The sequence below is a fragment of the Flavobacterium sp. IC2-16 genome, assembly GCF_055521455.1.
This window is the reverse complement of the sequence record NZ_CM145480.1, coordinates 1,724,748-1,750,027: the sequence shown is the minus strand read 5'-3', so window position 1 is coordinate 1,750,027 and position 25,280 is coordinate 1,724,748. Positions and strand designations below refer to the sequence as shown.

Sequence of the window (25,280 nt, the reverse complement as noted above, 5' to 3'; positions counted from 1 at the left end):
AGCTGACTTACAAGAAATATAAAAAGTAAAAAAACGATTTAGCAATTCCCTAACGAATTTTTAATATGGATTTTTCCGGCCTCTTTTCTGAAGATAATAATGCCAAAGAAAAAATGTGGCCGCCGAACGATAAGGTTTCCATTTTTCGGCATACGATTCCATTTCTGATTTTTCGTGAATATCGAACAATTCTTTAATGGTATTTACCACTGCAATATCTCCTAACGGAATAATATCTGGCGATTGCAAACAAAACATCAAATAAACATCGATGGTCCAATGTCCAATTCCCTTGATTTTTATTAATTCGGCGCGCACACTTTCAGCATCTTTTAGTACCAAACCATCCACATCTAATTCTTCAGTTATAATAGCTTGCGAAAGTGCTTTGAGATAACTTGTTTTTTGTCGACTTACACCACAAGTTCGAAAAGCCTCATCGGAAAAATCCAGAAGCGCAGCAGGTCTAAAATCAGGAATTGCATTTTTTAACTTCAAAAAAGTAGCTTTTGCCGAATCGATGGAAACTTGTTGTTCCAATATCAATAAGCATAATGTTTCGAAGCCAGAAGGTCGCTTTACAAAAACAGGTTTCCCATACAAAGAGACAATTTTTCTGAATTTTTCTTCTTTTTCGAGTAAAAAATCAACACTTTCTTTCATTAGAAATAAAATCCAAACGAACCTTTAATTCCAAATTTGTTTGCATCTGGCAAGTTCAAGTAACTACCTCTCCAGCAAAAATCAACACGAAAACATTTAAAAATATTCCCAACACCTGCGTGGTATTCCCAATATCCTTTTTCTGGAGCCAAATAGGTAAGTCCGGAAGCGTTTATTGCTTTATTATCATCAGACACCGTTCCGTAAACGCCTTTGATTCCGATAATTTCTCTCCAATTTAGCTTTCGCAATAACGGAACCCTTGAAAACAACCTTCCGTTAAAGTGGTGCTCCAAGTGAAGCGACACATATTCATCGGCAACAAATTCGTAATAGTTTAACAAGTTGTAGGTATTATCGATTTGAAAATACGACTGATTACCCGGAATTACCCCCATTAAACCAAGGGGTACTTTACCAAATATTTTACCGGTTTCAAATGTTGGAAACAAACGTCCGAAGCCACCAATTAAAATTGGTTGACGGTAATACAATTGCAATTTCTGATAATTGAAATCACTATTAAACACATCTTTCATCCCGTGACTGTAGTTTACAAAGACTCTTGGGAAATTATAATCGACCAACTGACGTTCTACTCCATGACCAACAGTTTTTCGTTTTGGAGTATAATCTATCATGAAATTCCATTCCGCTTGCTTGACTTGACTTTGGACATTTCCATTTTCATCATAAAAATCAAGACTAAATTTATCCCAAGCCGACTTCAAGGTTCTATAGGTAAGTCCGGTTTGAAAAGTTAAATTCTTGATTGGTTCCATTTCTACAGATACTGTCGACAAATTAATAGATGTCAACTTATTATTGTTTCCGCTTGAGAACAATGAATTGGATGCAAAACTTCTTCCTAAAACATCATTTGTTGTAGTTAAACTCACACCAATTTGCTCAATATCACGGCGATTTCCTCCGGAAATAATTAGTCTGTTTTTGTTATTCAATAACCATTTACCAGATAAACCATATTTTACCTGATGATCACTAAAACCATAAGCAGTATATCCTTGTAAACGCCAAGTATCATTAGGACCGAAATAGGTTCTTCCACCCGCACGCAGACGCATACCTTCAACATTATTATATCCGAACGTTGAAAAAATAGGTCCATAATCCATTTTCCACTTTGGAATTTCGATATAACCACTAGCAAGAACGGTAGCTACATTATATATACGTTTGAACTTTGGTATCGTGTTTAATGTATCCAGCAAACCGTAGATACTTTTCTCGTTTTTATTAAGGTTTTCAAAACGATTTTCTTCCCAAAACGCATCGGATTTATTAAAAACATCGGCATCGAAATTATCAACTTCCTGCTTATAGAATTTATCATCTTTTGGGATGTTAAATTGATGATTTCGATATAATGATGTACGTTTACCATAGACGCCTCTTGCTTTTTCTTTCTTAGAAAAACTGAAGTCAGACATCATATGATCTCTTTTCAACAAAAAAACCGAATCGTTCAAAACTTCAAACTCTTGCTCAATATATATTTCTTTAACCCAGTTGATATTGGCACTTTTACTTGCCTCAAGGTTAATTTTTTTAATTGCAAAAGTTGTGTCGTTAACCCAAAAATCACCTTTAAAAGTTAGCTCGTTTTTTCTTCTAGGGTAATAAATAATATTATAACACCATTTATTATCAACATAAGCACTATCGGCCAATACATAATTATACACATTGATACCCGTTCTGGACAGTGGGCTCACAAAGTCTTTATCGAAAAACTTTAGATAATTATTGTAGATATCGTATTCGGCATACAAATCTTTAATGAATGTAGTTACACCATCCCCTTGTCCTAACCCGGAATTTTTACTAGCGGTAATAATTTCCTTCTTCTTTCCATTAGCATTATCGGCATAAACTTCACTTAAATTTTCATTGATAAAGATGGGTAAAAACGCCTTACCAGTAACTCTTGACGTATCAATTCTATCCCAAATAAATTCCATTCCTTTAAAAATCTTACTAGACATGAAGGCACTATCTATGGAATTCAAATCAAATTCAATCTTCTCGTATTTATCGTACTGATATTGATTGAACATATTAAGTCCGTTCTTTCTTTTTCGAGCCCAAATTTTTCGAAGAATATCGATTGCCGGGTTATTTTTTTTAGATGTTTTTCCGGTGTATATTTTAACTTCTTGTAACTGATTATCAGGAACAATCGTAATCTTCATGTTTAGATTAACAGCCTGCGTTAAGGTTATCTCAACTGCTTTATATCCGACAAACGAAGCTACTAAAGTTTTATATGTTTTGTCGGATTGCAAGTAAAACCGACCATTTTCATCGGCTACAATACCTTCCGTAGAACCTTTAAAAAAAACATTCGCATACCCCATAGGTTGGTTCGTTTCATCGTAAACCACACCACCAACTTTGGTTTGAGCCTGAATGGAATAAACTGCTAAAAATAAAGCTATAAACAGAAAAAACTTTCTCATATATATTCAAAAAAAAACTTCACCAGCGAATTACTGATGAAGTTTCAAATATAAAGTATTTTTAATTACTTGTACATTACTTTTTTAACCGCTTTAATTACATCGGTTGAATTTGGCAACCATTCTTTTAATAAGACTGGCGAATATGGCGCTGGTGTATCAGCAGTAGTTATTCTTTGCACTGGTGCATCTAAATAATCGAATGCTTTTTCTTGAACCATATACGTAATTTCGGAAGCCACAGAAGCGAAAGGCCAAGCCTCTTCTAAAACCACCAAACGATTGGTTTTTTTAACAGAATTCAAAATAGTATCGTAATCCATCGGACGAACCGTTCTCAAATCTATAATTTCACAAGAAATACCTTCTTTAGCCAATTCATCTGCTGCCAAAAAAGCTTCTTTTATAATTTTACCGAAAGACACAATAGTCACATCGCTACCTTCTCTTTTCACATCTGCAACACCAAGAGGAATAATATATTCTCCTTCAGGAACTTCGCCTTTATCCCCATACATTTGCTCCGATTCCATGAAGATTACAGGATCATTGTCGCGAATTGCTGCTTTTAACAAGCCTTTTGCATCATACGGTGTTGATGGAACTACAACTTTTAATCCCGGTGTATTAGCAAACCAATTTTCGAAAGCTTGTGAGTGTGTTGCCCCTAACTGACCTGCTGAAGCAGTTGGCCCACGGAAGACCATTGGCATAGGAAATTGACCTGCAGACATTTGACGCATTTTTGCAGCGTTATTGATAATCTGATCAATACCTACCAAAGAGAAATTGAATGTCATGAATTCTACAATTGGGCGACAACCATTCATGGCTGATCCAACTGCAATACCTGCAAAACCAAGTTCTGCAATTGGTGTATCGATAACTCTTTTAGGTCCGAACTCGTCTAACATACCTTTTGACGCTTTATAAGCACCATTGTATTCTGCAACTTCTTCACCCATTAAATATACCGATTCGTCGCGACGCATTTCTTCGCTCATTGCTTCACAAACCGCTTCTCTAAACTGTATCGTTCTCATGTATTTGTCTTTAATCCAAAATTATTGAATGGCAAAAATAAAAATTTTATATCAGTTATTTGTTAAGTAATGTTTTTTAGGTGAATTTATTTCAAAAAAAGATTAAACAGTGTACTATAAAAATTAAAATATTCGTTTTCAAACAAAATAAAAACTGCATTATAAACAAAAAACAATTCGAAAAAGTATTCATTTTTTCACATTCAAACAAAATATATCTTATTTGCTACTAAATTCATATTTATTATGCACGCATACTATTTTATTGAAAATATTTCCTTAAATTCGTCCCTTAAAATAATCAACATTATAACTTTATAAAAATGAAAATATTAGTTTGCATCAGCCATGTGCCTGATACTACTTCAAAAATTAATTTCATTAATGGTGATTCTGAATTCGATACTAACGGAGTTCAATTCGTAATCAATCCAAATGATGAATTCGGTTTAACCAGAGCTATATGGTTTAAAGAACAACAAGGCGCTAATGTTACTGTAGTTAACGTTGGTGGCACTGACGCTGAAGCTACTCTTAGAAAAGCATTAGCAATTGGTGCTGACGAAGCTATTCGCGTAAACGCTAACCCTACAGATGGTTTTTTTGTTGCTAAACAATTGGCTGAAGTTGTAAAACAAGGTGGATATGATTTAGTAATTGCTGGTAAAGAATCTTTAGATTACAACGGCGGTATGGTACCAGGAATGTTAGCCGCTTTAACAGGTGCTGATTTTGTTAACTCTTGCATTGGTTTAGATATCAATGGTACTTCGGCAAAAGCAGTTAGAGAAATTGATGGTGGTAAAGAAACTATCTCTGCTAATTTACCCTTAGTAATTGGTGGACAAAAAGGTTTAGTTGAAGAAAAAGATTTACGCATTCCGAACATGCGCGGAATCATGACTGCAAGAACTAAAGCATTAACTATTTTAGAACCAGTTGGAGCTGACAACAACACTAAAGCTGTGAAATTCGAAAAACCCGCAGCTAAATCGGCAGTAAAACTAGTTAGTCCTGATAATCTAGACGAGTTAATCAACTTATTACACAACGAAGCGAAGGTAATCTAATTTTAAATTTTGAATTATAAATGATGAATCATAAAGTCATTTAAAATTTAGAATTCAACATTCAAAATAATAGAAATTATGTCAATTTTAATATACGCGGAATCCGCAGAAGGAAAATTTAAAAAAGTAGCTTTCGAATTGGCTTCTTATGCTAAGAAAGTAGCTTCATCAATGGGAACAACCGTTACTGCCGTTACAATTAACGCAGGCGATGTTTCCGGTTTATCAAAATACGGAGTAGACAAAGTATTAAAAGTTTCTAATGACAAATTAGGCACTTTCAATGCAAAAGCTTATGCTGATATTATTAAACAAGCAGCTCAAAAAGAAGGCACCAAAGTAGTTATCTTATCATCTACAACCGATTCATTATACTTGGCTCCACTTGTAGCTGTAGGATTAAATGCAGGATATGCTTCAAACGTAGTAGCGCTACCAGAAAGCACTTCTCCTTTTACAGTAAAAAGAAACGCTTTCTCAAACAAAGCATTCAATATTACAGAAATCACAACGGATGTAAAAGTTTTAGGAATTGCTAAAAACTCATTTGGTTTAATTGAATCTGCTTCATCATTATCTGAAGAAGATTTTACTCCTTCTTTAAACGATGCTGATTTCTCTGTAAAAATTGAATCTGTTGAAAAAGTAACTGGAAAAGTAACCATTGCTGATGCTGAAATTGTAGTTTCTGCAGGACGTGGGCTAAAAGGTCCTGAAAACTGGGGAATGATTGAAGAATTAGCCTCTGTATTAGGTGCGGCTACAGCTTGTTCAAAACCGGTATCCGATTTAGATTGGAGACCTCACAGCGAACACGTAGGACAAACCGGAAAACCAGTTGCAGCTAACCTTTATATAGCCGTAGGTATTTCGGGAGCAATCCAACACATTGCAGGAATCAATTCTTCGAAAGTTAAAGTAGTAATCAATTCTGATCCTGAAGCTCCTTTCTTCAAAGTAGCTGATTATGGAGTTGTAGGAGATGCTTTCCAAGTTGTTCCTCAATTAATCGAAAAATTAAAAGCTTTTAAAGCAGCACAACATTAATATTTTTAGTTAATTTGCGCCTATAAAAGGGCTGTCTAAATTGAAGATAGTTTGTATCTTTGTTTTAGACAGCCCTTGTTTATTAACAGAATATGAGCTTAGTAAAACTTACCATAAAAGGAATATCGTACAGCCAAACCCAAAATGGTGCTTATGCACTTATTCTTAACGAGGTAGACGGCGAACGAAAACTCCCAATAGTTATTGGCGCCTTTGAAGCGCAATCCATCGCCATTGCTTTGGAAAAAGAAATCAGACCACCAAGACCATTAACCCACGATTTATTTAAAAATTTTGCAGACCGTTTCGATATTGTTGTCAAACAAGTAATCATTCATAAATTAGTTGATGGTGTTTTTTATTCCAGCATTATTTGTGAAAGAGATCGAATTGAAGAAATTATAGATGCGAGAACTTCGGATGCCATTGCTTTGGCATTGCGATTCAATGCCCCTATTTTTACATATAAAAACATTTTGGATAAAGCCGGTATTTATCTAAAAGTAAATCCTGAAGAAGGCAAATCAGAAGAAAATGACGACCCTCTAACCAGCCCTGAAACTTTTGGTTTAGTTGGAGAAGAATCGGTAACCGGCGAAACATACACACAATACGCATTAGACGAATTGTATGATCTTCTTGACAGTGCTGTTCAAAATGAAGATTATGAAAAAGCCGCTAAAATTAGAGATGAAATCTCTAAAAGAGAATCGTAAAAAGTTTATTCTTTGATTTTTTTATTCGGTTTTTGAAATCAAATAAACAAATCCACATATTATCACAAATAGACCAAAAAATGAAGCAGTATTTAGATTTAGTAAAGCACGTTATAGAGAACGGAAATGAAAAAGGAGACAGAACTGGAACTGGAACCAAAAGTGTATTTGGCTATCAGATGCGTTTTGATTTGAGCAAAGGTTTCCCTATGGTTACTACTAAAAAGCTGCATTTAAAATCTATTATTTACGAATTGCTTTGGTTTTTGAAAGGTGAAACCAATATTAGCTACTTAAAAGAAAATGGTGTTAGAATTTGGGACGAATGGGCGGATGAAAATGGTGATTTAGGCCCTGTTTACGGACATCAATGGCGCAACTGGAACAGTGAAGAAGTTGATCAAATAACCGAACTAATTGAAACCTTAAAGAAAAATCCAAACAGCCGTAGAATGTTGGTTTCGGCTTGGAATCCTTCGGTTTTACCGGACGATAAAAAATCGTTTGCTGAAAATGTTGCCAATGGAAAAGCAGCACTCCCACCATGTCATGCTTTCTTCCAATTTTATGTTGCTGATGGAAAATTATCGTGCCAGCTTTACCAACGAAGTGCCGATATCTTTTTAGGTGTTCCGTTCAATATTGCTTCATATGCTTTATTCACTTTAATGATTGCACAAGTTTGCGATTTACAACCGGGAGAATTTATCCACACCTTTGGCGACGCACATATCTACAACAACCACATGGAACAATTGGAATTGCAATTAAGCCGCGAACCTAAAGCACTTCCAAAAATGATTTTAAATCCGGATATCAAAAACATATTCGATTTTAAATTTGAAGATTTTACTCTTGTAGATTACGACCCGCATCCTCATATTAAAGGTCAGGTTGCTGTATAATTATTTCCAGAATTTACTTATCTTTAAATCGATAAATAAATATTTATGGACATCAATCAACATGAATTGTATGAATATGCAAGACAACGTTTGCGACAAAAAAAGCATCTGTATTTTCATTTTGTCTTGTTTTTTGTTGGTAGTATTTTTTTAGTAATTGCCAATAAACTTCTCAATATAAAACCCGAAATCGATTGGTATTTGTGGGCAATCACTGCTTGGGCTTTCGTTTTTATCCTTCATTTTATTCGCGTTTTTATAACCGATAGTTTTATGAATAAAAAATGGGAACGTGCTCAAATCGACAAACTAATCTTAAAGCAAGAACGTAAATTAGAACAACTTGAAAAAGATTTAAATCAAAAAAACAACGTTTCACAATGATTATTTTAATAGCTGCTGCTGCAGAAAACAATGCTTTAGGAAAAGACAATCAGCTATTATGGCATTTACCAGACGATTTTAAACGTTTCAAACAACTAACTACCGGGCATTATATTGTAATGGGACGAAAAACATTTGAAAGCTTCCCTAAACCTCTGCCCAATAGAACTCACGTTGTAATTTCTAGAAAAAAAAACCTTGAATTACCCGATGGTTGTCTACACGCCGATTCTTTAAAAAAGGCAATTCAGTTATGCCCTAAAAAAGAACCTATCTATATTATTGGTGGTGGTGAAATATACAAACAATGCTTAGAAATAGCAGACCGAATTGAATTAACACGAGTTCATGCCGATTTTGACGCTGACACCTTTTTCCCTGAAATTAATTTATCGGATTGGAAATTAGTATTTGAAGAATTCCATCCGACAGATGAAAAGCATGATTTTTCGTTTACCTTTCTAACATACGAAAAGCCATAAAACGAAAAACATCCCGATAAAAAAACTACCGGGATGTTTCAACTAACAAACTAAAAATGTATCAAACTAACGGACTATTCAAGGGAAAGTACCTGAAAACATAAAATAAAAATTACTATAGCTAATAATATTCCAGAAACGAAAATTATTAGATTAGCAAATTTCCGAGAATACATCTCGAAAAAGCCTTTAATACCAAATACCACAAAAGTACTAAAGACAAAAAAAACTAAAATTTCCAAAAACAAATTTAACCCAAAGAACGTATGCGGCACCCCTAAATCAGCAGTTCCAAAATAGACGCTGCTGTTGATACTTTCCACTAGAACCAATGTTATTACTAGTGCCAGTAATACCCATTTAAGTTCCGATATCAAAAGTTTTGACAACATCATCAGCCTGTTTGTAACTTATTGTAAAATTGCAAAGAATTGCAAAGCCAAACAATCGCTAAATTTTGGTATTTTTCGTATCACTAAATTTGGTGAGAAAACCACCTCTTTTAATCGTATTCCTAAAATACCTCATCATTTCTGAAATAAATTTACAAAGTATTTTATGATAAAGTTTATATTATCTTTGTACAAATAAATATAATCGATGAACGACAACATCACCCCATATAAAGACTCAAAACTCGGTAAAAAACAGCAAGTTACACAAATGTTTGACAACATTTCTGACAATTATGACAACTTAAACAGAGTCATTTCTTTCGGAATTGATGTTAAATGGCGAAAAAAAGTGGTTCAAATGGTTTCCGATATTAAACCTAATACCATTTTAGATATTGCAACCGGAACTGGTGACTTGGCTATTTTGATGTCGGCTACTTCAGCAACAAAAATTATTGGGCTTGATATATCGGACGGTATGCTACAAGTTGGTCGTAAAAAAGTACATGAGAAAAATCTTGACCAACAAATTGAATTGGTTTTAGGTGATTCTGAAAACATCCCTTACCCCGACAATTATTTTGACGCCATAACAGTTGGCTTTGGCGTTCGTAATTTCGAAAACTTAGAATTGGGTTTTTCAGAAATTTTACGTGTACTGAAACCTAATGGTCGTTTTGTTATTTTGGAGACTTCGGTGCCTACAAAATTTCCATACAAACAAGGTTATGGTTTCTATACCAAATTTATATTGCCTCTTATTGGCAAATTATTCTCCAAAGATAAGGTTGCCTACTCCTATTTATCAGAATCTGCTTCACATTTCCCTTTTGGCGAAGCATTAAACAATATTTTACGAAAAGTTGGGTTTATAGAGGTGAAACATATGCCGCAAACTTTTGGTGTGGCAACTATTTATTCGGCGTCAAAAAAATAACATGAAAAAGGTTTTTGTTTTATTTATACTATTAGTTTCACTAAACACTTTTAGTCAAAAAGGATTAGGAATGTTTGGGAAAGATCCAATTATAAATCTTGAAAATTTTGACAAGCAAAGAGTTCATTGGGGCTACTTTTTAGGTTTCAATACTTACGATTTCAAATTCGACTATCTTAATGTAGATAAAGACATACAAGTACAAACCACTACCGGTTTCAACGTAGGTTTAATTGGAAACTTACGTATTATGGAACATGTTGATATTCGTTTCGAACCTGGTCTTTTTTATGCACAACGAAATTTAATCTACCCTAACATTCAAGATTCATTCGACAGAATTCGTGAAGTAAAATCAACTTACATTCATTTTCCGTTGCTATTAAAGTTATCCTCAAAAAGAGTTGGAAACATTAAACCGTATTTAATTGGTGGTGTTTCTCAATCGATGAACCTTGGAAGTAATTACAAAGCAAAAGACGATAATTACAACGAGCGTTTTCGAATGAAAAAAATGACTTCAAACTACGAATTAGGATTTGGAATTGATTTGTATTTTGAATATTTCAAGTTTTCGCCTTCGATTCGTGGAGTATTTGGAACCGATGACGAACTTATTCGAGACAACAATCCTGACAGTCCTTGGACAGGTAATGTAGCATCAATGAGAACACGCGCTGTTTTCATTAATTTTGCTTTTCATTAAAATTAGGCTTTCAATCTTCGGAATTCGCTCATAATAATGGCAGTTGCTGTTGCCACGTTTAAACTCTCGGTTTGTTGTAAATCACCAAAACGAGGAATTGCAATTCGTTTGGTCACAAAGCGCTCTATTTCTGGGGAAATACCATTGGCTTCATTTCCCATTATCACAACTGCATTTTCAGGAAGCGACTCTTTATAAATCGAATTCCCGTCCATAAAAGTACCATAAACAGGCAAATTTGTTTCACTCAAAAATATCTCCAAATTAGTGTAGCTTACATTAACACGAGTCAAAGAACCCATTGTAGCCTGCACCACCTTAGGATTATATAAATCTACCGTTTCGGAGGAACAAACCAGATTCGAAATGCCAAACCAATCACACAAACGAATTATTGTTCCTAAATTCCCGGGATCGCGGATATCATCTAATGCCACAACAATACCTTCGGGAACTATACTTTTGGATTCCTGAATTTTAAAAACCGCCAAACAATTATTAGGTGTGGTTAAAGCTGTAATTTTTCTTAAATCTGATTCCGAAATCAATGTTTTTTTACCAACGTCAACTGTATCAAACAATTCTTCGGTCATATATAAATGATGCAATTCGAAATTGGAAGTAATCAATTCCTGTATTACCTTTATACCTTCAGCAATAAACAACCCGTTTAATTTTCGGTACTTTTTTTGCTGTAAACTCGTTATTAATTTTATTTGGTTTTTACTAACCATAAAAAAACGTATTTTTGACTATCTATTGTAATCGCCTTGAAAAATAATTTATCAAAAATAGCACTATTATTTGGTATCGGTGCAATTTTATATTCCTGCTCTTTGGTAAAAAGAGTTCCGGACAACAAACATCTATTAACTAAAAGCACAATTTTAGTTAACGACGAAAAAGTTACCGATGAAATAATTATCGATCAACAATATCAAAAACCAAATAGTAGAATTCCACTTATTAATTATCCTTTTGGGTTGCACTTATACAATTTAGCCAAACCGAATCCGGATTCGTCGTATCATGCATGGTTAGACCGAAAACCGAAGCGTCATGAAAATCTTGCTAAATTTTTATCTGAAAAACAAGTACAACGCCTTGGTAAATCGTTTATAGTTTCGGGATTTGGAAACATTTTGAAAAAAAATGGAGAAGCTCCCGTTATTGTTGATGACGCTAAAACCAAAAAAACAAAAAACCGTTTTCTGTCGTATTATTTCAATAAAGGGTATTTTAACACGAAAGTAGAATACAAAACCGACACCCTTCCTAATAAACGCGCTGAAATAACTTATAAAGTTACTACAGGTGAAGCTTTTGTTGTTGACAGTATTAGCGCTAGTATAGAAACACCAGTATTGGATTCATTATACCAAAAAACAAAAAATGCTTCATTAATAAAAACAGGAAAGCAATACGATTCTAAAGATTTCTCAGATGAAAGAAAGCGAATCTCTACATACTTTAGAGATAATGGAGCCTATACTTTTCAAGAAACGTACATTACTTATGATATCGATACGCTAAATCGGAATCACAAAGCTAATGTAGATATTATCATTGAAAATCAATCGGTAAAAAAAGGCGACTCATTAATCAAGCGACCTTTTAAATTATATAAAATTAGTGAAGTCAATTTATTCACCGACAATACACCATCCAATCGTAACAAAATTAAGGTAGCCGATAGTTTACAATACAACAACTTCAACCTATATAGTTCTGACAAACTCAATTATCGTCCAAAAGCGTTAACCGATGCAGTTTTCATCTCAAAAGGCAGTTATTTTAGTGACACAAAACGTCTTTTAACCTCTAAGGCTATTAGTAATCTTCGTGTTTTCAATTATCCTTCTATTGAGTATACTGAAGATAAAAGAGATTCTACAGGACGTTCCTTAATTGCCAACATCTATCTAACGCCAAGAAAAAAGTTCAACTTCAACATTACGGCAGATTTCATGCATTCCAACATTCAGGATTTTGGAATTGCCGGTAGTATGGGATTGTCAATTCGAAACATTTTCAAAGGGGCCGAAACATTACAAATCTCAACACGAGGAAATATTGGTGCTTCTAAAGATTTAGCTAATCCAGATGATGTTTTCTTTAATATTTCAGAATATGGTGCTGATGCAAAACTCACATTTCCACGTATTTTCTTCCCGTTTAACACCGAGAAAATAATTCCGAAAACCATGTTCCCAAATACCTTGGTTAGTTTTGGTATTTCAAGGCAACAAAATATTGGACTTGATAAAGAGAATTTCACTGGAATGCTGAGTTACAATTGGCAACCCAAGAGAAATAATTCGGCACGACTGGATTTATTTAATGTACAATACGTACGAAATTTAAATCCCGGAAACTACTTTAGTGTTTATAAATCGTCGTACAATACTTTAAACACATTAGCACAAACGTATAATATAAATCCAGCTTATTTAGATGAATCTGGAAACCTTTCTACAACAAATGGTGGTGTTTACGGGTTTATTTCAGATGTTTTAAGTGGTGGAACCGCACTTAACGCTAATGACGCTGAATATAAATCGGTTAAAAGTATTGAAGAACGCAGAAATCGACTTACCGAGAACAACTTGATTTTTGCTTCGAGCTACACGTTTACCAAGTCGACTAAAACTGACATTTTAGACAATAGCTTTTCCATTTTTAAAACAAAAATAGAATCGGCTGGAAATGTGATTTCATTGATTTCAAAAATCAACCCAGAACCTCTTAATGCTAATGGCAAAAGAACATTTTTGGATGTAGAATATTCACAGTACATTAAAACAGAATTGGATTTCATAAAACACTGGGATTTTGGGCATAAAAATATTTTAGCCATGCGAAGCTTTTTTGGAATAGCTATCCCGTATGGAAATTCTGCCAACATTCCTTTTTCGCGAAGTTATTTTGGAGGAGGATCAAACGACAACAGAGGGTGGAAATCCTATGACTTAGGGCCTGGTCGAAGTGGAAGTATAAACGACTTTAACGAAGCCAATATGAAAATAGCTTTTAGTACAGAATATCGTTTCAACATCACGGGTAAATGGAATGCCGCTATGTTTGCGGATGTTGGAAATATTTGGAATGTGCTAGACAATGTGGAGGATAAAAAATTCACATTTAACGGCGTTGAATCCTTAAAAGATTTAGCTTTAGGATCCGGAATGGGTATTCGATATGACTTCAGCTTTTTTGTATTTCGTACAGACTTAGGATTCAAAACCTACAATCCAGCAAATGAAGAAAACCGCAGATGGTTTAAAGACGTACGCTTTGACAAATCGGTTATAAATATTGGAATTAATTATCCTTTCTAAAAATAGAAATTATTATTTTTGTTTCTTATTAAATAAAAACCAACACAATGGCTCATAATATCAAACCCGGAGTTGCAACCGGAGATCAGGTTCAAGAAATTTTCAACTACGCGAAAGAAAAAGGATTCGCTCTTCCAGCAGTAAATGTAACTGGTTCTAGCACAATAAATGGTGTTTTAGAAACCGCTGCTAAATTAAACGCTCCTGTAATTATCCAGTTTTCAAATGGAGGTGCTTCTTTCAACGCTGGGAAAGGACTTTCTAACGAAGGACAAAAATCAGCAATATTAGGAGCTGTTGCAGGTGCAAAACACATTCATACGTTAGCAGAAGCTTACGGAGCAACAGTAATACTTCACACAGACCATTGTGCTAAAAACCTTCTTCCTTGGATTGACGGCTTATTAGACGCCAGCGAAGAACACTTTAAACAAACCGGAAAACCATTATATAGCTCACACATGATTGACTTATCGGAAGAACCGATTGAAGAAAATCTTGAAATCTCTAAAAAATATTTAGAGCGAATGAGCAAGATGGGAATGACATTAGAAATTGAATTAGGAATTACAGGTGGTGAAGAAGATGGAGTTGATAATTCGGATGTTGACAGTTCAAAATTATACACTCAACCTGAAGAAGTTGCTTATGCCTACGAAGAACTAATGAAAGTTAGTCCGCGTTTTACTATAGCAGCTGCTTTTGGAAATGTTCACGGAGTATACAAACCCGGAAATGTAAAACTAACTCCTGTAATACTTAAAAACTCACAAGATTACGTTCAAAACAAATACGGAACAGGGAAAAATCCAATTGATTTTGTTTTCCACGGAGGTTCTGGATCAACTTTAGAAGAAATTCGTGAAGCAATTTCTTATGGTGTAATCAAAATGAATATTGATACCGATTTACAATTTGCTTTTACCGAAGGTATTAGAGATTACATGACTTCTAAAATTGATTACTTAAAAACACAAATTGGAAGTCCAGATGGTGCAGATTCACCAAACAAAAAACATTACGACCCTAGAAAGTGGATTCGTGAAGGCGAACTAACTTTTAACAAACGATTAGAACAGGCATTTGCCGATTTAAATAACGTTAATACACTTTAATTAGAAGTTAGAAATAAGAAATAAGAAATCTGAAGTTAGAAATTAGAGACATCCTCTAAATTCTAAATTCACAATTCAAGTTTCACAATTCTAAACTCATAATTCTAAATTTAAAATTATGGCTTGGTTTAAAAGAACAGAAAAAGGTATTCAAACCGCAACTGAAGATAAAAAAGATGTTCCTAAAGGTCTTTGGTATAAGTCACCAACGGGAAAAATTGTAGATGCAGACGAATTAGCGAGAAACCTTTGGGTAAGTCCAGAAGATGGTTTCCACGTACGTATTGGTAGTAAAGAATACTTCGAAATACTTTTTGACGATAACGAATTTAAAGAACTTGATGCCAACATCACGTCTAAAGATTCTTTGAAGTTTGTGGATACCAAAAAATATAGCGATCGTTTAAAAGACGCTATGGATAAAACCAAACTTAAAGATGCTGTTCGTACTGCAGTAGGAAAATCGAAAGGAAAAGACATCGTTATCTGCTGTATGGATTTTGCATTTATTGGTGGTTCAATGGGTGCTGTTGTGGGAGAAAAAATTGCCAGAGGTATTGATTATGCCATCAAGAAAAAAGTTCCTTTTGTAATGATTTCTAAATCCGGTGGAGCCCGTATGATGGAAGCTGCAATGTCATTAATGCAGTTAGCAAAAACTTCCGCCAAATTAGCTCAATTAGCCGAAGCCGGAATCCCATATATTTCGTTGTGTACCGATCCAACTACTGGTGGAACTACAGCTTCTTACGCTATGTTAGGAGATATTAATATAGCAGAACCTGGCGCATTAATTGGATTTGCAGGTCCACGTGTTGTTAAAGACACTACCGGTAAAGATTTACCAGAAGGATTTCAAACCTCTGAATTCCTTTTAGAGCATGGCTTCTTAGATTTTATCACTCCAAGAAAAGAGCTAAAAGACAAAATCAACTTGTATCTAGATTTGATTTTAAATCAAGAAATACGATAAAAATAAAAATCCCGAGTAATTGCTCGGGATTTTTGTTTTAACTACTATATAAATTTTTACATTCCACTTCTAATCGCTTCAACTGGATCCAGTTTTGAAGCTGAAATAGCCGGGATAATTCCAGATATTAATCCGATAAAAGCCGCCAAAGAAGTTCCAATCACAACATTCCAAAATCCAAGTACAAATTCAAAATCGAGAGCTTTTGTTAGAATCATAGCAATAATCCATACTAATAACATTCCAACGATACCACCAATTACTGATAATATAATTGCTTCAAATAAAAACTGAAATAAAATAAATCGATTTTTAGCACCTAAAGCCTTTTGAATCCCAATTAAATTGGTACGCTCTTTAACCGAAACGAACATAATATTTGCAATTCCAAACCCGCCAACCAAAAGTGAAAAGAAACTAATTGCCCATCCCATTGCATTCATCTGACCTACAATATTATCAACGGCATCAGTAAATCCAGATAAAACATTAATGAAAAAGTTGTTTGGCTCACTAATTTTCATTCCTCTAAAGGCTCTAATTTTCTGAGTCAATTCACCTTTAAATTCATCCATATCGACACCTTTGTAAGGCTTCAAGGTAATAACCGGCGTTAGAAAATCTGTGTTATCACCATACAAACGACGAACGAAATTACAAGGAAAATAAGCACGAGTATCATTACTTCCAAAAACCGTTTCACCTTGTTTCTTCATAACCCCAATAACCGTAAAACGCTGACCGTATAAACGTACTTCTTTACCAATCGGACTCATACTACCAAAAAGAGTTTGAGCCACTTCATAACCAATTACAATAACCGGAGAACCCGCATTGGATTCCGCTTCACTAAAAAAACGGCCATCTTCTATTTTCAAAGCTTCTATTTGTTCTCCTTCATCAGTCGTTGGAACTACTTCAATCCCACTTGCCGTTTCTTTTTCGTATTTAATATTCTCTCGTTTAGTAAAATACATATATGCGATATTCTCTAAACCAGTCATGTTTCGCTTCAAGTACAAAAACTCATCATATTTTACATTTGGAAACTGGCCTATTTTCCATTGTGGGATATCGGTTGGCCCGAATGAGAACTTCATTAGGTAAACCGTATTTTTATCCAGACCACTCAAATCGCTTTTAATTTTGCGATCCATAGAATCTACAGCCGTTAAAACCGCAATGATGGAAAAAATTCCAATAGTAACCCCCAACAATGAAAGCAAGGTTCGCAACTTATTATTACGCAAAGCACTAAATGCAAAACCAAGACTTTCCTTTAAAAGGCGTATATACAAAAGAGATTTATTATTTCCCATTATTTACTTTAAAAGCGATTTAAACTCTTATTATAAGTGTAAAGACTTGAAAATTTGTTACAAAATCTACAGCCTTTTTACAATTTCACAACTGTTACGACAAAATTGCAACACAATTTGCCATTACAAAAATACAGGAATACTCCACTATAAAAAAATTGCTACTTTTGTTTTACTTTGATTATTATTCAATTGTAAATAAAACCTATGAAAGCATACATTTTCCCTGGGCAAGGCGCTCAATTTACCGGAATGGGTAAAGACTTATACGAATCTTCTGCAGAAGCAAAAGCATTATTTGAAAAAGCAAACGAAATTTTAGGATTTCGAATTACGGATATCATGTTTGAAGGAACTGCAGAACAATTAAAAGAAACAAAAGTAACACAACCTGCTGTTTTTTTACATTCTGTAATTTTAGCCAAAACGCTAACGGATTTCAAACCCGATATGGTAGCAGGCCATTCCTTAGGTGAGTTTTCAGCTTTAGTGGCAAATGGCGCTTTATCTTTTGAAGACGGGTTAAAACTAGTTTCACAAAGAGCTTTGGCAATGCAAAAAGCTTGCGAAATAACGCCTTCCACTATGGCTGCAGTTCTAAACTTAGACGACAAAATTGTTGAAGATATTTGCAACTCAATTGATGGTGTAGTAGTTGCGGCAAACTATAACTGCCCTGGGCAACTTGTTATATCTGGTGAGTTACAAGCTGTTGAAGTTGCTTGTGAAAAAATGAAAGAAGCAGGTGCAAAACGCGCTTTAATTTTACCAGTAGGTGGAGCATTTCACTCACCGATGATGGAACCGGCAAGAGAAGAATTAGCAGCGGCTATTGAAGCTACTTCATTCAACACTCCAATATGTCCAGTTTATCAAAATGTAACTGCTAGTGCTGTTTCTAGTCCAGAGGAAATAAAGAAAAACTTAATCATTCAACTAACCGCTCCTGTAAAATGGACACAATCTGTACAAAAAATGATTGCTGATGGTGCTACAAGTTTTACTGAAGTTGGACCAGGTAAAGTTTTAGTGGGATTAGTGAACAAAATAAACAAAGAAGTAGAAACAATTTCTGCATAATCAAGTTTATTTTTTTTGAACTTGACTTGTTTTTTATTAAAAAATTATTATAATTTTATAGTATTGAATAATTAATTATTAATTCTTAAAATTAGAAAAATGAAAAAAACACTTTTAGCATTAGCATTCGTTGGAGCATTAATGGTTTCATGTAAAGAAAAAACAGAAGAAAAAATGGACGACGCTGTTGAGGCAGTTGGTACTGAAATGACCGAAGCGGTTGATTCTGCTGCTGCAAAAATGGACGAGGCTGTTGACTCTACTGCTGCTAAAGCTGGTGAAGCTATGGAAGCTGGTGCTGCCAAAGTTGAAGCTGCTGCTAAAGAAGTAAAAGAAGAGGTTAAACACTAATAACCATTTCTTTTAAAAAATTAATCCCGAGTAAACTCGGGATTTTTTTATGCTATTTGTTTCTAATTTTCTTTTCCCATTTCCAAGCGCTTGCTAGTGCATCTTTTAATGAAGACGTAGCATTCCAACCTAAAACGGCATTTGCTTTATGAGTACTGGCATAAGCCTCGGTAATATCACCTTCTCGTCTCGCAACTACTATATACGGCAATTTTTGATCACTAACCTCTTCAAAAGCATGTATTACCTCCATTACCGAACTCCCTGTTCCAGTTCCAACATTATACACTTCTACTTTACTTGTGTTTTTCTTTTGCAACAACCTTTGAAGTGCAACCACATGAGCTTTAGCCAAATCTACCACATGAATATAATCGCGAATTGCAGTGCCATCTGGTGTAGAATAATCATCTCCAAAAACCGACAATTCTTGTCGCAATCCAATAGCAGTTTGTGTAATAAACGGAACTAAATTTTGAGGTACTCCATTAGGCAACTCCCCTATTTCTGCAGACGGATGTGCTCCAATCGGATTAAAATAGCGTAGCAATATGGCATTAACATTAGAAATCTTAGCTACATCACTAACAATATCTTCTCCTATTTGTTTTGTGTTTCCATAAGGAGACATTGCTTTTTGCATTGGTGCATCTTCGGCTATAGGCATTTTTTCAGCTTGTCCATAAACCGTACATGAAGAACTAAAAATAAAACTAGCTTCAGGTAGCTTTTCTAATTCTTGGAGAATATAGACTAATGATGCTATATTATTTTCATAATACAGTAATGGATTTTCTACACTTTCACCAACAGCCTTAGAAGCTGCAAAATGTATTACACCTGAAATATCTGAATGATTTTTAAAAAAATCTTGAACAGATTTTTTATCTCGTAAATCTATTTTTTCAAATAACGGACGGATCTTAGTTATTTTCTCAATCCCATCTAATACTTCTATAGAAGAATTGGAAAGATTATCAACCACAATAGTTTCGTAGCCCATATTTTGAAGCTCCACAACCGTATGCGACCCTATAAAACCCAAACCTCCTGTTACTAGTATTTTCATTATTTACAAATAGTAAGCTTATTTAAAAAACTCTAAAACTGAATCGGTGATAAATTTAATCTGATCCTCTTCCAATTCGGTATGCATCGCTAAAGAAATCACTTCATTAACCAACTGGTTTGTAACCGGAAAATCTTCTTCGCGGTAACGAGCATCCAAATATGCTTTCTGACTGTGCAATGGAATCGGATAATAAATAGCGCATGGCACGCCTTTACTTTGCAAATGTTCCATTAAAGCATTACGATCAGCATCAACAATACGCAAAGTATATTGATGAAAAACATGATCATCACCATTTATGTCGAATGCAGGCGTTACAATGTTTTTATGGTTTGCAAAAGCCGCATTGTATTTTGCAGCTGCATTTCTTCTAGCTGCATTATATCCATTCAAATGAGGAAGTTTTGCATTCAAAACCGCAGCCTGAACACTGTCTAACCTGGAATTAACCCCAACTACATCATGATGATAACGCACGTACATTCCGTGATTAACAATACCTCTCAATGTATGCGCTAAAACATCATCATTTGTAAAAATTGCTCCTCCATCACCATAACAGCCTAAGTTTTTTGATGGGAAAAACGATGTTGAAGCCACATGACCAATAGCCCCTACTTTCTTTTTATCTCCATTGCTATAGGTAAAATTAGCTCCGATAGCCTGGGCGTTATCTTCAATAACATATAAATTATGCTCTTTTGCCAATTGCATAATCGCTTCCATATTAGCTGCACGACCAAACAAATGAACCGGAACAATAGCTTTGGTTTTTGGTGTAATCGCTTTTTTTATAGCTTCAATCGAAATGTTCATGGTATCCCTATCAACATCAACCAAAACTGGTGTTAATTGCAATAACGCAATAACTTCAACTGTAGCCGCAAAAGTAAAATCAGCCGTAATAACCTCATCACCGGGTTTTAACCCTAACCCCATCATTGCGATTTGCAAAGCATCGGTTCCATTTGCACACGGAATCACATGTTTTACATCTAAATAATCCTCTAAAGCTTTTTGAAACTGATGAACTTGTGGACCATTAATATAGGTTGTTGTATCTAAAACTTCTTGAATCGAAGCATTTACAGTATCTTTTATTCTATCGTATTGACTTTTTAAGTCAACCATTTGTAATTTTTTCATTTGAAAAACATATTTGAAACAAGCAAAAATACGAATTAAAGTAGAATGATTTATGGATAACGAAAAGAAACCGTATTTTAGCACAACAAAAGAAAAGCTATGTTTTTTTGCTACAATCTATTGGTTCATTTTGTTGGTTTTTTACTGAAAATCATATCCGTTTTCAGTCCGAAAATCAAACTTTTTGTAAACGGTCGTAAAACGGTTTTTGAAACACTTAGTTCAAAAATAACTGATTCCGACAAAACTATTTGGTTTCATGCTGCTTCATTAGGCGAATACGAACAAGGCTTACCCGTTATGGAAGCCCTGAAAAAACAGTACCCTAATCACAAAATGATTCTAACATTCTTTTCGCCTTCTGGCTATGAAGTTCGCAAAAACAATCCAATTGCCGACGTAACGGTATACCTTCCATTAGACACCAAGAGCAATGCGCAACAGTTTTTAAACCGTGTTCATCCGGAAATGATGTTTTTTATCAAATATGAGTACTGGCCGAATTACCTCAACGAACTCAAAAAGCTAAACATCAAAACCTATTTGATTTCTGGTATTTTCAGAGAAAAACAAAGCTTCTTTAAATGGTATGGCGGATTTTACCGAAACGCCTTAAAAACCTTCGATTACTTTTTTGTACAAAACGAAAACTCAAAAAAACTATTACAAAGTATCGGATTTGCCAATGTGAAAATATCGGGCGACACTCGTTTTGATCGTGTAGTCTCGATTCTGGAAAGAGACAATTCACTTGATTTTATCAAACAATTTAAAAACAACAGCACCACAATAGTAATTGGGAGTTCATGGCCTAAAGACGAAGAAATGCTTATCGACTTTATCAATCAATCTTCCAACGTGAAATTTATTATTGCACCACACAATATTAAATTTGAACAAATTCAAAATCTGAAATCTAAAATCACTAAAAAAACAGTTTTATTCTCCGAAAAAGAAACTAAGATTTTAGAACAATTTGATGTTTTCATTATTGACACCATAGGAATCCTGACCAAAATTTACAGTTATGCCGATATCGCTTATGTTGGCGGCGGATATGGAAACCCTGGAGTTCACAATATTCTTGAACCTGCAACTTTTGGCGTGCCTATTGTTATCGGCCCCAATTACTCTCACTTTGCCGAAGCTACAGCGTTAGTAAACATGGGTGGTTGCTTATCGGTTGCTTCATCCACAGATTTAAAGCAAACTTTCGATTTGTTACTTCAAAATGAAGACGAACGATATGAAAAAGGGCATATTTGTAGCACTTTTGTACAAATGAATAAAGGAGCCACTTCCACAATAATGAACTACATTTGTAACATTACCTTGTAAATACAAACCTATATTATTATAAATCACAATTAAATACTATGAAATTTTTAAGACTTCTAATTATTCTATTCGTTCTTCCCACTTTTGCCCAACAAGGCGGAATGTGGATTCCTTCGTTACTTAAAGGAATGAATGAAACTGAAATGAAAAATTTAGGAATGAAAATCTCAGCCGATGATATTTATTCTGTAAATCATTCTAGCTTAAAAGATGCTGTTCCTCATTTTGATGGTGGCTGTACCGCCGAAGTAATCTCTTCCAAAGGTCTTTTATTAACCAATCACCATTGTGGATACGACAATATTCAAAGTCATTCTTCGGTTGAGCACGATTATTTAACCGATGGTTTTTGGGCTATGAAAATGGAAGACGAATTGCCTAATAAAGACCTATTCGTAACTTTCATTGTTCGCATTGAAGACGTTACCAATAAAGTTCTAGAAGGTGTTTCTAATTTACCTTCGGAAGCAGAAAAACAAAGAAAAATTCAAGATAATATTTCGATGTTAAGCAAATCGTTACCCAAAGAATCTTGGCAAGAAAACAGCATTCGTACGTTTTACGACGGAAACCAATATATTTTATTTGTAACAGAAACTTATCGTGATGTTCGATTGGTAGGCGCACCACCTTCTTCTATTGGAAAGTTTGGTTCCGATACCGACAACTGGGTTTGGCCTAGACACACAGGTGATTTTTCATTATTCAGAATTTACGCAGATAAAAACAACCGTCCAGCAGAATATTCTAAAGATAACGTTCCATACAAACCAAAACATTTCTTCCCAGTATCCATCAAAGGAATCCAAGAAAACGATTTTACCATGGTTATGGGATACCCTGGAAGAACACAGGAGTACTTACCTTCTTATGCTGTAGATCAGATTATGAATTCGTTAGATCCGGCAAGAATTGAAGTTCGTGATCGTGCTCTTAAAGTTCAGGACGGATTTATGCGTAAAGACAACGCTATTAAAATTCAATACGCCTCTAAATATGCATCCGTAGCCAATTATTGGAAAAAATGGATTGGTGAAGTGAAAGGTTTAAAAAAATCAAATGCTATAGGCATCAAACAAAAATTCGAAAAAGACTTAACTGACAAAATCAATAAATCAGGCAAACAAGCAGAATACGGAAACCTGCTATCTGATTTCAAAACCAATTACGAAGCCATTGCGCCTTACGCATTAGCACGTGAATATTATTCAGAAGTAGTACTACGAAATACAGAAATTTTAAATTTCGGTTATCGTTTATACCAATTGGAACAAATTTATAATGCAAAAGGTGAACAAGCATTTAACGACCGCAAAAACAATTTAATTGCAGGGTTTGAAGGTTTGTATAAAGATTTTAACGCTAATGTAGATGAAAAAGTTTTTGAACAACTAATCGATTTATACGCCAACAAATCTCCAAAACAGTTCTTACCATCAACCTTAAACAATATCAATCCGTCGCAATTATCGGCTGATATATTCAAAAACTCGAAATTAACCAACTACAACGGGCTAAAAGAGTTATTAAACGGCGATGCAAAAACTGTTTTAGAAAAACTAAACGAAGACAAAGCCTATGCCTTAGTTAAATCGATTGCAGAAGCATACGCTAAAAATGTAGCGCCTAAATACGATGAAATGAATCTTAAGAACATCGCTTTACAACGCACATACATGAAAGCGATATTAGAATTAAGTCCAAGATCGGCTCGCATCTTCCCAGACGCAAACAGCACATTACGTGTAACCTATGGTAAAGTAAAAGGGTACAAACCAAGTGACGCAGTAGTTTACGAGCCGGTAACATATTTAGATGGTGTAATGGAAAAATACATTCCAGGCGATTATGAATTTGATGTTCCTCAAAAATTAATTGAATTGTACAACACAAAAGACTTTGGTCAATATGCGGCAAAAAACGGTAAAATGCCAGTAGCTTTTATTGCAACCAACCACACAACCGGTGGTAATTCTGGAAGTCCTGCTCTAGATGCACAAGGAAATTTAATTGGTTTAAATTTTGACCGTGTTTGGGAAGGAACTATGAGCGATATTCATTACGATCCGGCAATTTGTCGCAATATCATGGTCGACATTCGCTATGTTTTGTTCGTTGTTGACAAGTATGCGGGTGCAAAACACCTAATTGAAGAGTTAAAATTGGTAAAACCAACAAAAAAAATCAAAAAAAAGGCAAAAAAATAACTTTTTAACTTACAGTTCTTTATGGTTTTAAAAGTCAGAAAACCCAGCAAAATAAAGCACTTTATAAAATAGCTAAAAAAAAATATTGCCTCTTGAAAAAAATATTTTGCAAAAGATATTATCGTATTAAAAAATTTATATCTTTGCTCCGAATTAATAATTAACCTTTATAATTTAGTAAGATGAAAAAAGTTGTTTTAAGCTTAGCATTAGTTGCTACTATGGCAGTTGTTTCTTGTAAAGAAAACAAAACTGAAGAGCCAGTAACTGAAACTACTGAGGCTGCTGTTGAGGCTACTACTGAAGTAGTTGATTCTGCTGCTGCTACTGTTGACTCTGCTGCTGCTGCTGCTACTGAAGCTGCTCCAGCTGCTACTGAAGCTCCAGCTGCTCACTAGTATTTAATACAAGTAAGAAAAAATAAGTCCCGATTAGATCGGGACTTTTTTTTTTGCCTTTTATTCAACTAGCAATTCTGCTTATTTTCCTTTTTTTCTTTATTTACATCACAAC

The 25,280-nt window shown here is 34.6% G+C and carries 23 protein-coding genes; 16 read left to right on the top strand and 7 right to left on the bottom strand.

Annotated features, from left to right (window positions below; all coding sequences use genetic code 11):
* Window positions 1–60: 60 nt before the first annotated feature.
* The 3 genes from ACZ1JT_RS07885 to ACZ1JT_RS07875 all read right to left on the bottom strand — a co-directional run bounded on the left by ACZ1JT_RS07885 (window position 61) and on the right by ACZ1JT_RS07875 (window position 4,186).
* The gene (locus tag ACZ1JT_RS07885) at window positions 61–663 is read right to left on the bottom strand and encodes a DNA-3-methyladenine glycosylase family protein (RefSeq protein WP_465093295.1); all 603 of its coding nucleotides are present in this window, start codon (window positions 661–663) and stop codon (window positions 61–63) included.
* Complete coding sequence (locus ACZ1JT_RS07880) at window positions 663–3,143, bottom strand: DUF5686 and carboxypeptidase-like regulatory domain-containing protein (protein WP_465093294.1); 2,481 nt, start codon at window positions 3,141–3,143, stop codon at window positions 663–665. The genes ACZ1JT_RS07885 and ACZ1JT_RS07880 overlap by 1 nt, the downstream gene beginning before the upstream one ends.
* Before the next feature lie 65 nt (window positions 3,144–3,208).
* Window positions 3,209–4,186 (bottom strand): pyruvate dehydrogenase complex E1 component subunit beta, encoded by a 978-nt coding sequence (locus ACZ1JT_RS07875; protein WP_465093293.1) that lies wholly within the window; start codon window positions 4,184–4,186, stop codon window positions 3,209–3,211.
* Window positions 4,187–4,509: 323 nt separating this feature from the next.
* Here ACZ1JT_RS07875 and ACZ1JT_RS07870 point away from each other — a divergent pair, with 323 nt between their 5' ends.
* From ACZ1JT_RS07870 to porT, 8 genes are all read left to right on the top strand, one after another.
* Window positions 4,510–5,256, top strand: coding sequence for an electron transfer flavoprotein subunit beta/FixA family protein (locus ACZ1JT_RS07870; protein WP_465093292.1), 747 nt, complete (start codon window positions 4,510–4,512; stop codon window positions 5,254–5,256).
* Window positions 5,257–5,334: 78 nt separating this feature from the next.
* Entirely contained in the window at window positions 5,335–6,303 is a 969-nt protein-coding gene (locus ACZ1JT_RS07865; RefSeq protein WP_465093291.1) for an electron transfer flavoprotein subunit alpha/FixB family protein, read from the top strand.
* A 92-nt stretch (window positions 6,304–6,395) separates the two neighbouring features.
* Window positions 6,396–7,019 carry a bifunctional nuclease family protein gene (locus tag ACZ1JT_RS07860; protein ID WP_465093290.1) on the top strand — a complete coding sequence of 208 codons (624 nt, stop codon included), beginning with the start codon at window positions 6,396–6,398 and terminating at the stop codon, window positions 7,017–7,019.
* Between the two features lie 80 nt (window positions 7,020–7,099).
* Window positions 7,100–7,924: a thymidylate synthase gene (locus ACZ1JT_RS07855; protein ID WP_465093289.1), complete on the top strand. Its 825-nt coding sequence runs from the start codon at window positions 7,100–7,102 to the stop codon at window positions 7,922–7,924.
* Between the two features lie 45 nt (window positions 7,925–7,969).
* Window positions 7,970–8,308 (top strand): 2TM domain-containing protein, encoded by a 339-nt coding sequence (locus ACZ1JT_RS07850; protein WP_465093288.1) that lies wholly within the window; start codon window positions 7,970–7,972, stop codon window positions 8,306–8,308.
* The gene (locus ACZ1JT_RS07845) at window positions 8,305–8,790 is read left to right on the top strand and encodes a dihydrofolate reductase (protein ID WP_465093287.1); all 486 of its coding nucleotides are present in this window, start codon (window positions 8,305–8,307) and stop codon (window positions 8,788–8,790) included. Before ACZ1JT_RS07850 ends, ACZ1JT_RS07845 begins: the two co-directional genes overlap by 4 nt.
* A 600-nt stretch (window positions 8,791–9,390) precedes the next feature.
* A complete protein-coding gene (gene ubiE / locus ACZ1JT_RS07840; protein ID WP_465093286.1) occupies window positions 9,391–10,122 on the top strand; it encodes a bifunctional demethylmenaquinone methyltransferase/2-methoxy-6-polyprenyl-1,4-benzoquinol methylase UbiE in 732 nt (243 codons plus the stop codon).
* Between the two features lies 1 nt (window position 10,123).
* Complete coding sequence (gene porT / locus ACZ1JT_RS07835; protein ID WP_465093285.1) at window positions 10,124–10,828, top strand: type IX secretion/gliding motility protein PorT/SprT; 705 nt, start codon at window positions 10,124–10,126, stop codon at window positions 10,826–10,828.
* Window positions 10,829–10,830: 2 nt separating this feature from the next.
* On the opposite strand, the gene ACZ1JT_RS07830 is transcribed toward porT, so the two are convergent.
* The gene (locus ACZ1JT_RS07830; protein WP_465093284.1) at window positions 10,831–11,562 is read right to left on the bottom strand and encodes a TrmH family RNA methyltransferase; all 732 of its coding nucleotides are present in this window, start codon (window positions 11,560–11,562) and stop codon (window positions 10,831–10,833) included.
* Between the two features lie 36 nt (window positions 11,563–11,598).
* Between ACZ1JT_RS07830 and tamL the strand changes: the two genes are divergently transcribed.
* From tamL to accD, 3 genes are all read left to right on the top strand, one after another.
* Window positions 11,599–14,166, top strand: coding sequence for a translocation and assembly module lipoprotein TamL (gene tamL / locus ACZ1JT_RS07825; RefSeq protein WP_465093283.1), 2,568 nt, complete (start codon window positions 11,599–11,601; stop codon window positions 14,164–14,166).
* A gap of 47 nt (window positions 14,167–14,213) precedes the next feature.
* On the top strand, window positions 14,214–15,281 hold the full coding sequence (fbaA, locus tag ACZ1JT_RS07820; RefSeq protein ID WP_465093282.1) for a class II fructose-bisphosphate aldolase: 1,068 nt from the start codon (window positions 14,214–14,216) through the stop codon (window positions 15,279–15,281).
* Between the two features lie 118 nt (window positions 15,282–15,399).
* Entirely contained in the window at window positions 15,400–16,254 is an 855-nt protein-coding gene (accD, locus tag ACZ1JT_RS07815; RefSeq protein ID WP_465093281.1) for an acetyl-CoA carboxylase, carboxyltransferase subunit beta, read from the top strand.
* A 56-nt stretch (window positions 16,255–16,310) separates the two neighbouring features.
* On the opposite strand, the gene ACZ1JT_RS07810 is transcribed toward accD, so the two are convergent.
* Window positions 16,311–17,573 carry an ABC transporter permease gene (locus tag ACZ1JT_RS07810; protein WP_465093280.1) on the bottom strand — a complete coding sequence of 421 codons (1,263 nt, stop codon included), beginning with the start codon at window positions 17,571–17,573 and terminating at the stop codon, window positions 16,311–16,313.
* 207 nt (window positions 17,574–17,780) lie between these two features.
* On the opposite strand from ACZ1JT_RS07810, the gene fabD reads away from it, so the two are divergent.
* Together fabD and ACZ1JT_RS07800 are read left to right on the top strand one after the other, a co-directional pair.
* Window positions 17,781–18,653, top strand: a complete 873-nt coding sequence (fabD, locus tag ACZ1JT_RS07805; RefSeq protein ID WP_465093279.1) for an ACP S-malonyltransferase — start codon at window positions 17,781–17,783, stop codon at window positions 18,651–18,653.
* Window positions 18,654–18,752: 99 nt separating this feature from the next.
* Window positions 18,753–19,004 (top strand): hypothetical protein, encoded by a 252-nt coding sequence (locus ACZ1JT_RS07800; protein WP_465093278.1) that lies wholly within the window; start codon window positions 18,753–18,755, stop codon window positions 19,002–19,004.
* A gap of 52 nt (window positions 19,005–19,056) precedes the next feature.
* On the opposite strand, the gene galE is transcribed toward ACZ1JT_RS07800, so the two are convergent.
* Together galE and ACZ1JT_RS07790 are read right to left on the bottom strand one after the other, a co-directional pair.
* Window positions 19,057–20,073: a UDP-glucose 4-epimerase GalE gene (gene galE / locus ACZ1JT_RS07795; protein WP_465093277.1), complete on the bottom strand. Its 1,017-nt coding sequence runs from the start codon at window positions 20,071–20,073 to the stop codon at window positions 19,057–19,059.
* 18 nt (window positions 20,074–20,091) lie between these two features.
* Window positions 20,092–21,222, bottom strand: a complete 1,131-nt coding sequence (locus ACZ1JT_RS07790; protein WP_465093276.1) for a DegT/DnrJ/EryC1/StrS family aminotransferase — start codon at window positions 21,220–21,222, stop codon at window positions 20,092–20,094.
* Between the two features lie 99 nt (window positions 21,223–21,321).
* Between ACZ1JT_RS07790 and ACZ1JT_RS07785 the strand changes: the two genes are divergently transcribed.
* The 3 genes from ACZ1JT_RS07785 (at window position 21,322) to ACZ1JT_RS07775 (ending at window position 25,165) form a co-directional block, all read left to right on the top strand.
* The gene (locus ACZ1JT_RS07785) at window positions 21,322–22,560 is read left to right on the top strand and encodes a 3-deoxy-D-manno-octulosonic acid transferase (protein WP_465093275.1); all 1,239 of its coding nucleotides are present in this window, start codon (window positions 21,322–21,324) and stop codon (window positions 22,558–22,560) included.
* Window positions 22,561–22,598: 38 nt separating this feature from the next.
* Window positions 22,599–24,767, top strand: a complete 2,169-nt coding sequence (locus tag ACZ1JT_RS07780) for a S46 family peptidase (protein WP_465093274.1) — start codon at window positions 22,599–22,601, stop codon at window positions 24,765–24,767.
* 182 nt (window positions 24,768–24,949) lie between these two features.
* Window positions 24,950–25,165 carry a hypothetical protein gene (locus ACZ1JT_RS07775; protein ID WP_465093273.1) on the top strand — a complete coding sequence of 72 codons (216 nt, stop codon included), beginning with the start codon at window positions 24,950–24,952 and terminating at the stop codon, window positions 25,163–25,165.
* Window positions 25,166–25,280: the final 115 nt, after the last annotated feature.

Bases quoted from the DNA above. Each gene is read 5' to 3' on its own strand.
- ACZ1JT_RS07885 (WP_465093295.1), bottom strand. From the start codon at position 663: ATGAAAGAAAGTGTTGATTTTTTACTCGAAAAAGAAGAAAAATTCAGA.
- ACZ1JT_RS07880 (WP_465093294.1), bottom strand. From the start codon at position 3,143: ATGAGAAAGTTTTTTCTGTTTATAGCTTTATTTTTAGCAGTTTATTCC.
- ACZ1JT_RS07875 (WP_465093293.1), bottom strand. From the start codon at position 4,186: ATGAGAACGATACAGTTTAGAGAAGCGGTTTGTGAAGCAATGAGCGAA.
- ACZ1JT_RS07870 (WP_465093292.1), top strand. From the start codon at position 4,510: ATGAAAATATTAGTTTGCATCAGCCATGTGCCTGATACTACTTCAAAA.
- ACZ1JT_RS07865 (WP_465093291.1), top strand. From the start codon at position 5,335: ATGTCAATTTTAATATACGCGGAATCCGCAGAAGGAAAATTTAAAAAA.
- ACZ1JT_RS07860 (WP_465093290.1), top strand. From the start codon at position 6,396: ATGAGCTTAGTAAAACTTACCATAAAAGGAATATCGTACAGCCAAACC.
- ACZ1JT_RS07855 (WP_465093289.1), top strand. From the start codon at position 7,100: ATGAAGCAGTATTTAGATTTAGTAAAGCACGTTATAGAGAACGGAAAT.
- ACZ1JT_RS07850 (WP_465093288.1), top strand. From the start codon at position 7,970: ATGGACATCAATCAACATGAATTGTATGAATATGCAAGACAACGTTTG.
- ACZ1JT_RS07845 (WP_465093287.1), top strand. From the start codon at position 8,305: ATGATTATTTTAATAGCTGCTGCTGCAGAAAACAATGCTTTAGGAAAA.
- ubiE (WP_465093286.1), top strand. From the start codon at position 9,391: ATGAACGACAACATCACCCCATATAAAGACTCAAAACTCGGTAAAAAA.
- porT (WP_465093285.1), top strand. From the start codon at position 10,124: ATGAAAAAGGTTTTTGTTTTATTTATACTATTAGTTTCACTAAACACT.
- ACZ1JT_RS07830 (WP_465093284.1), bottom strand. From the start codon at position 11,562: ATGGTTAGTAAAAACCAAATAAAATTAATAACGAGTTTACAGCAAAAA.
- fbaA (WP_465093282.1), top strand. From the start codon at position 14,214: ATGGCTCATAATATCAAACCCGGAGTTGCAACCGGAGATCAGGTTCAA.
- accD (WP_465093281.1), top strand. From the start codon at position 15,400: ATGGCTTGGTTTAAAAGAACAGAAAAAGGTATTCAAACCGCAACTGAA.
- ACZ1JT_RS07810 (WP_465093280.1), bottom strand. From the start codon at position 17,573: ATGGGAAATAATAAATCTCTTTTGTATATACGCCTTTTAAAGGAAAGT.
- fabD (WP_465093279.1), top strand. From the start codon at position 17,781: ATGAAAGCATACATTTTCCCTGGGCAAGGCGCTCAATTTACCGGAATG.
- ACZ1JT_RS07800 (WP_465093278.1), top strand. From the start codon at position 18,753: ATGAAAAAAACACTTTTAGCATTAGCATTCGTTGGAGCATTAATGGTT.
- galE (WP_465093277.1), bottom strand. From the start codon at position 20,073: ATGAAAATACTAGTAACAGGAGGTTTGGGTTTTATAGGGTCGCATACG.
- ACZ1JT_RS07790 (WP_465093276.1), bottom strand. From the start codon at position 21,222: ATGAAAAAATTACAAATGGTTGACTTAAAAAGTCAATACGATAGAATA.
- ACZ1JT_RS07785 (WP_465093275.1), top strand. From the start codon at position 21,322: ATGTTTTTTTGCTACAATCTATTGGTTCATTTTGTTGGTTTTTTACTG.
- ACZ1JT_RS07780 (WP_465093274.1), top strand. From the start codon at position 22,599: ATGAAATTTTTAAGACTTCTAATTATTCTATTCGTTCTTCCCACTTTT.
- ACZ1JT_RS07775 (WP_465093273.1), top strand. From the start codon at position 24,950: ATGAAAAAAGTTGTTTTAAGCTTAGCATTAGTTGCTACTATGGCAGTT.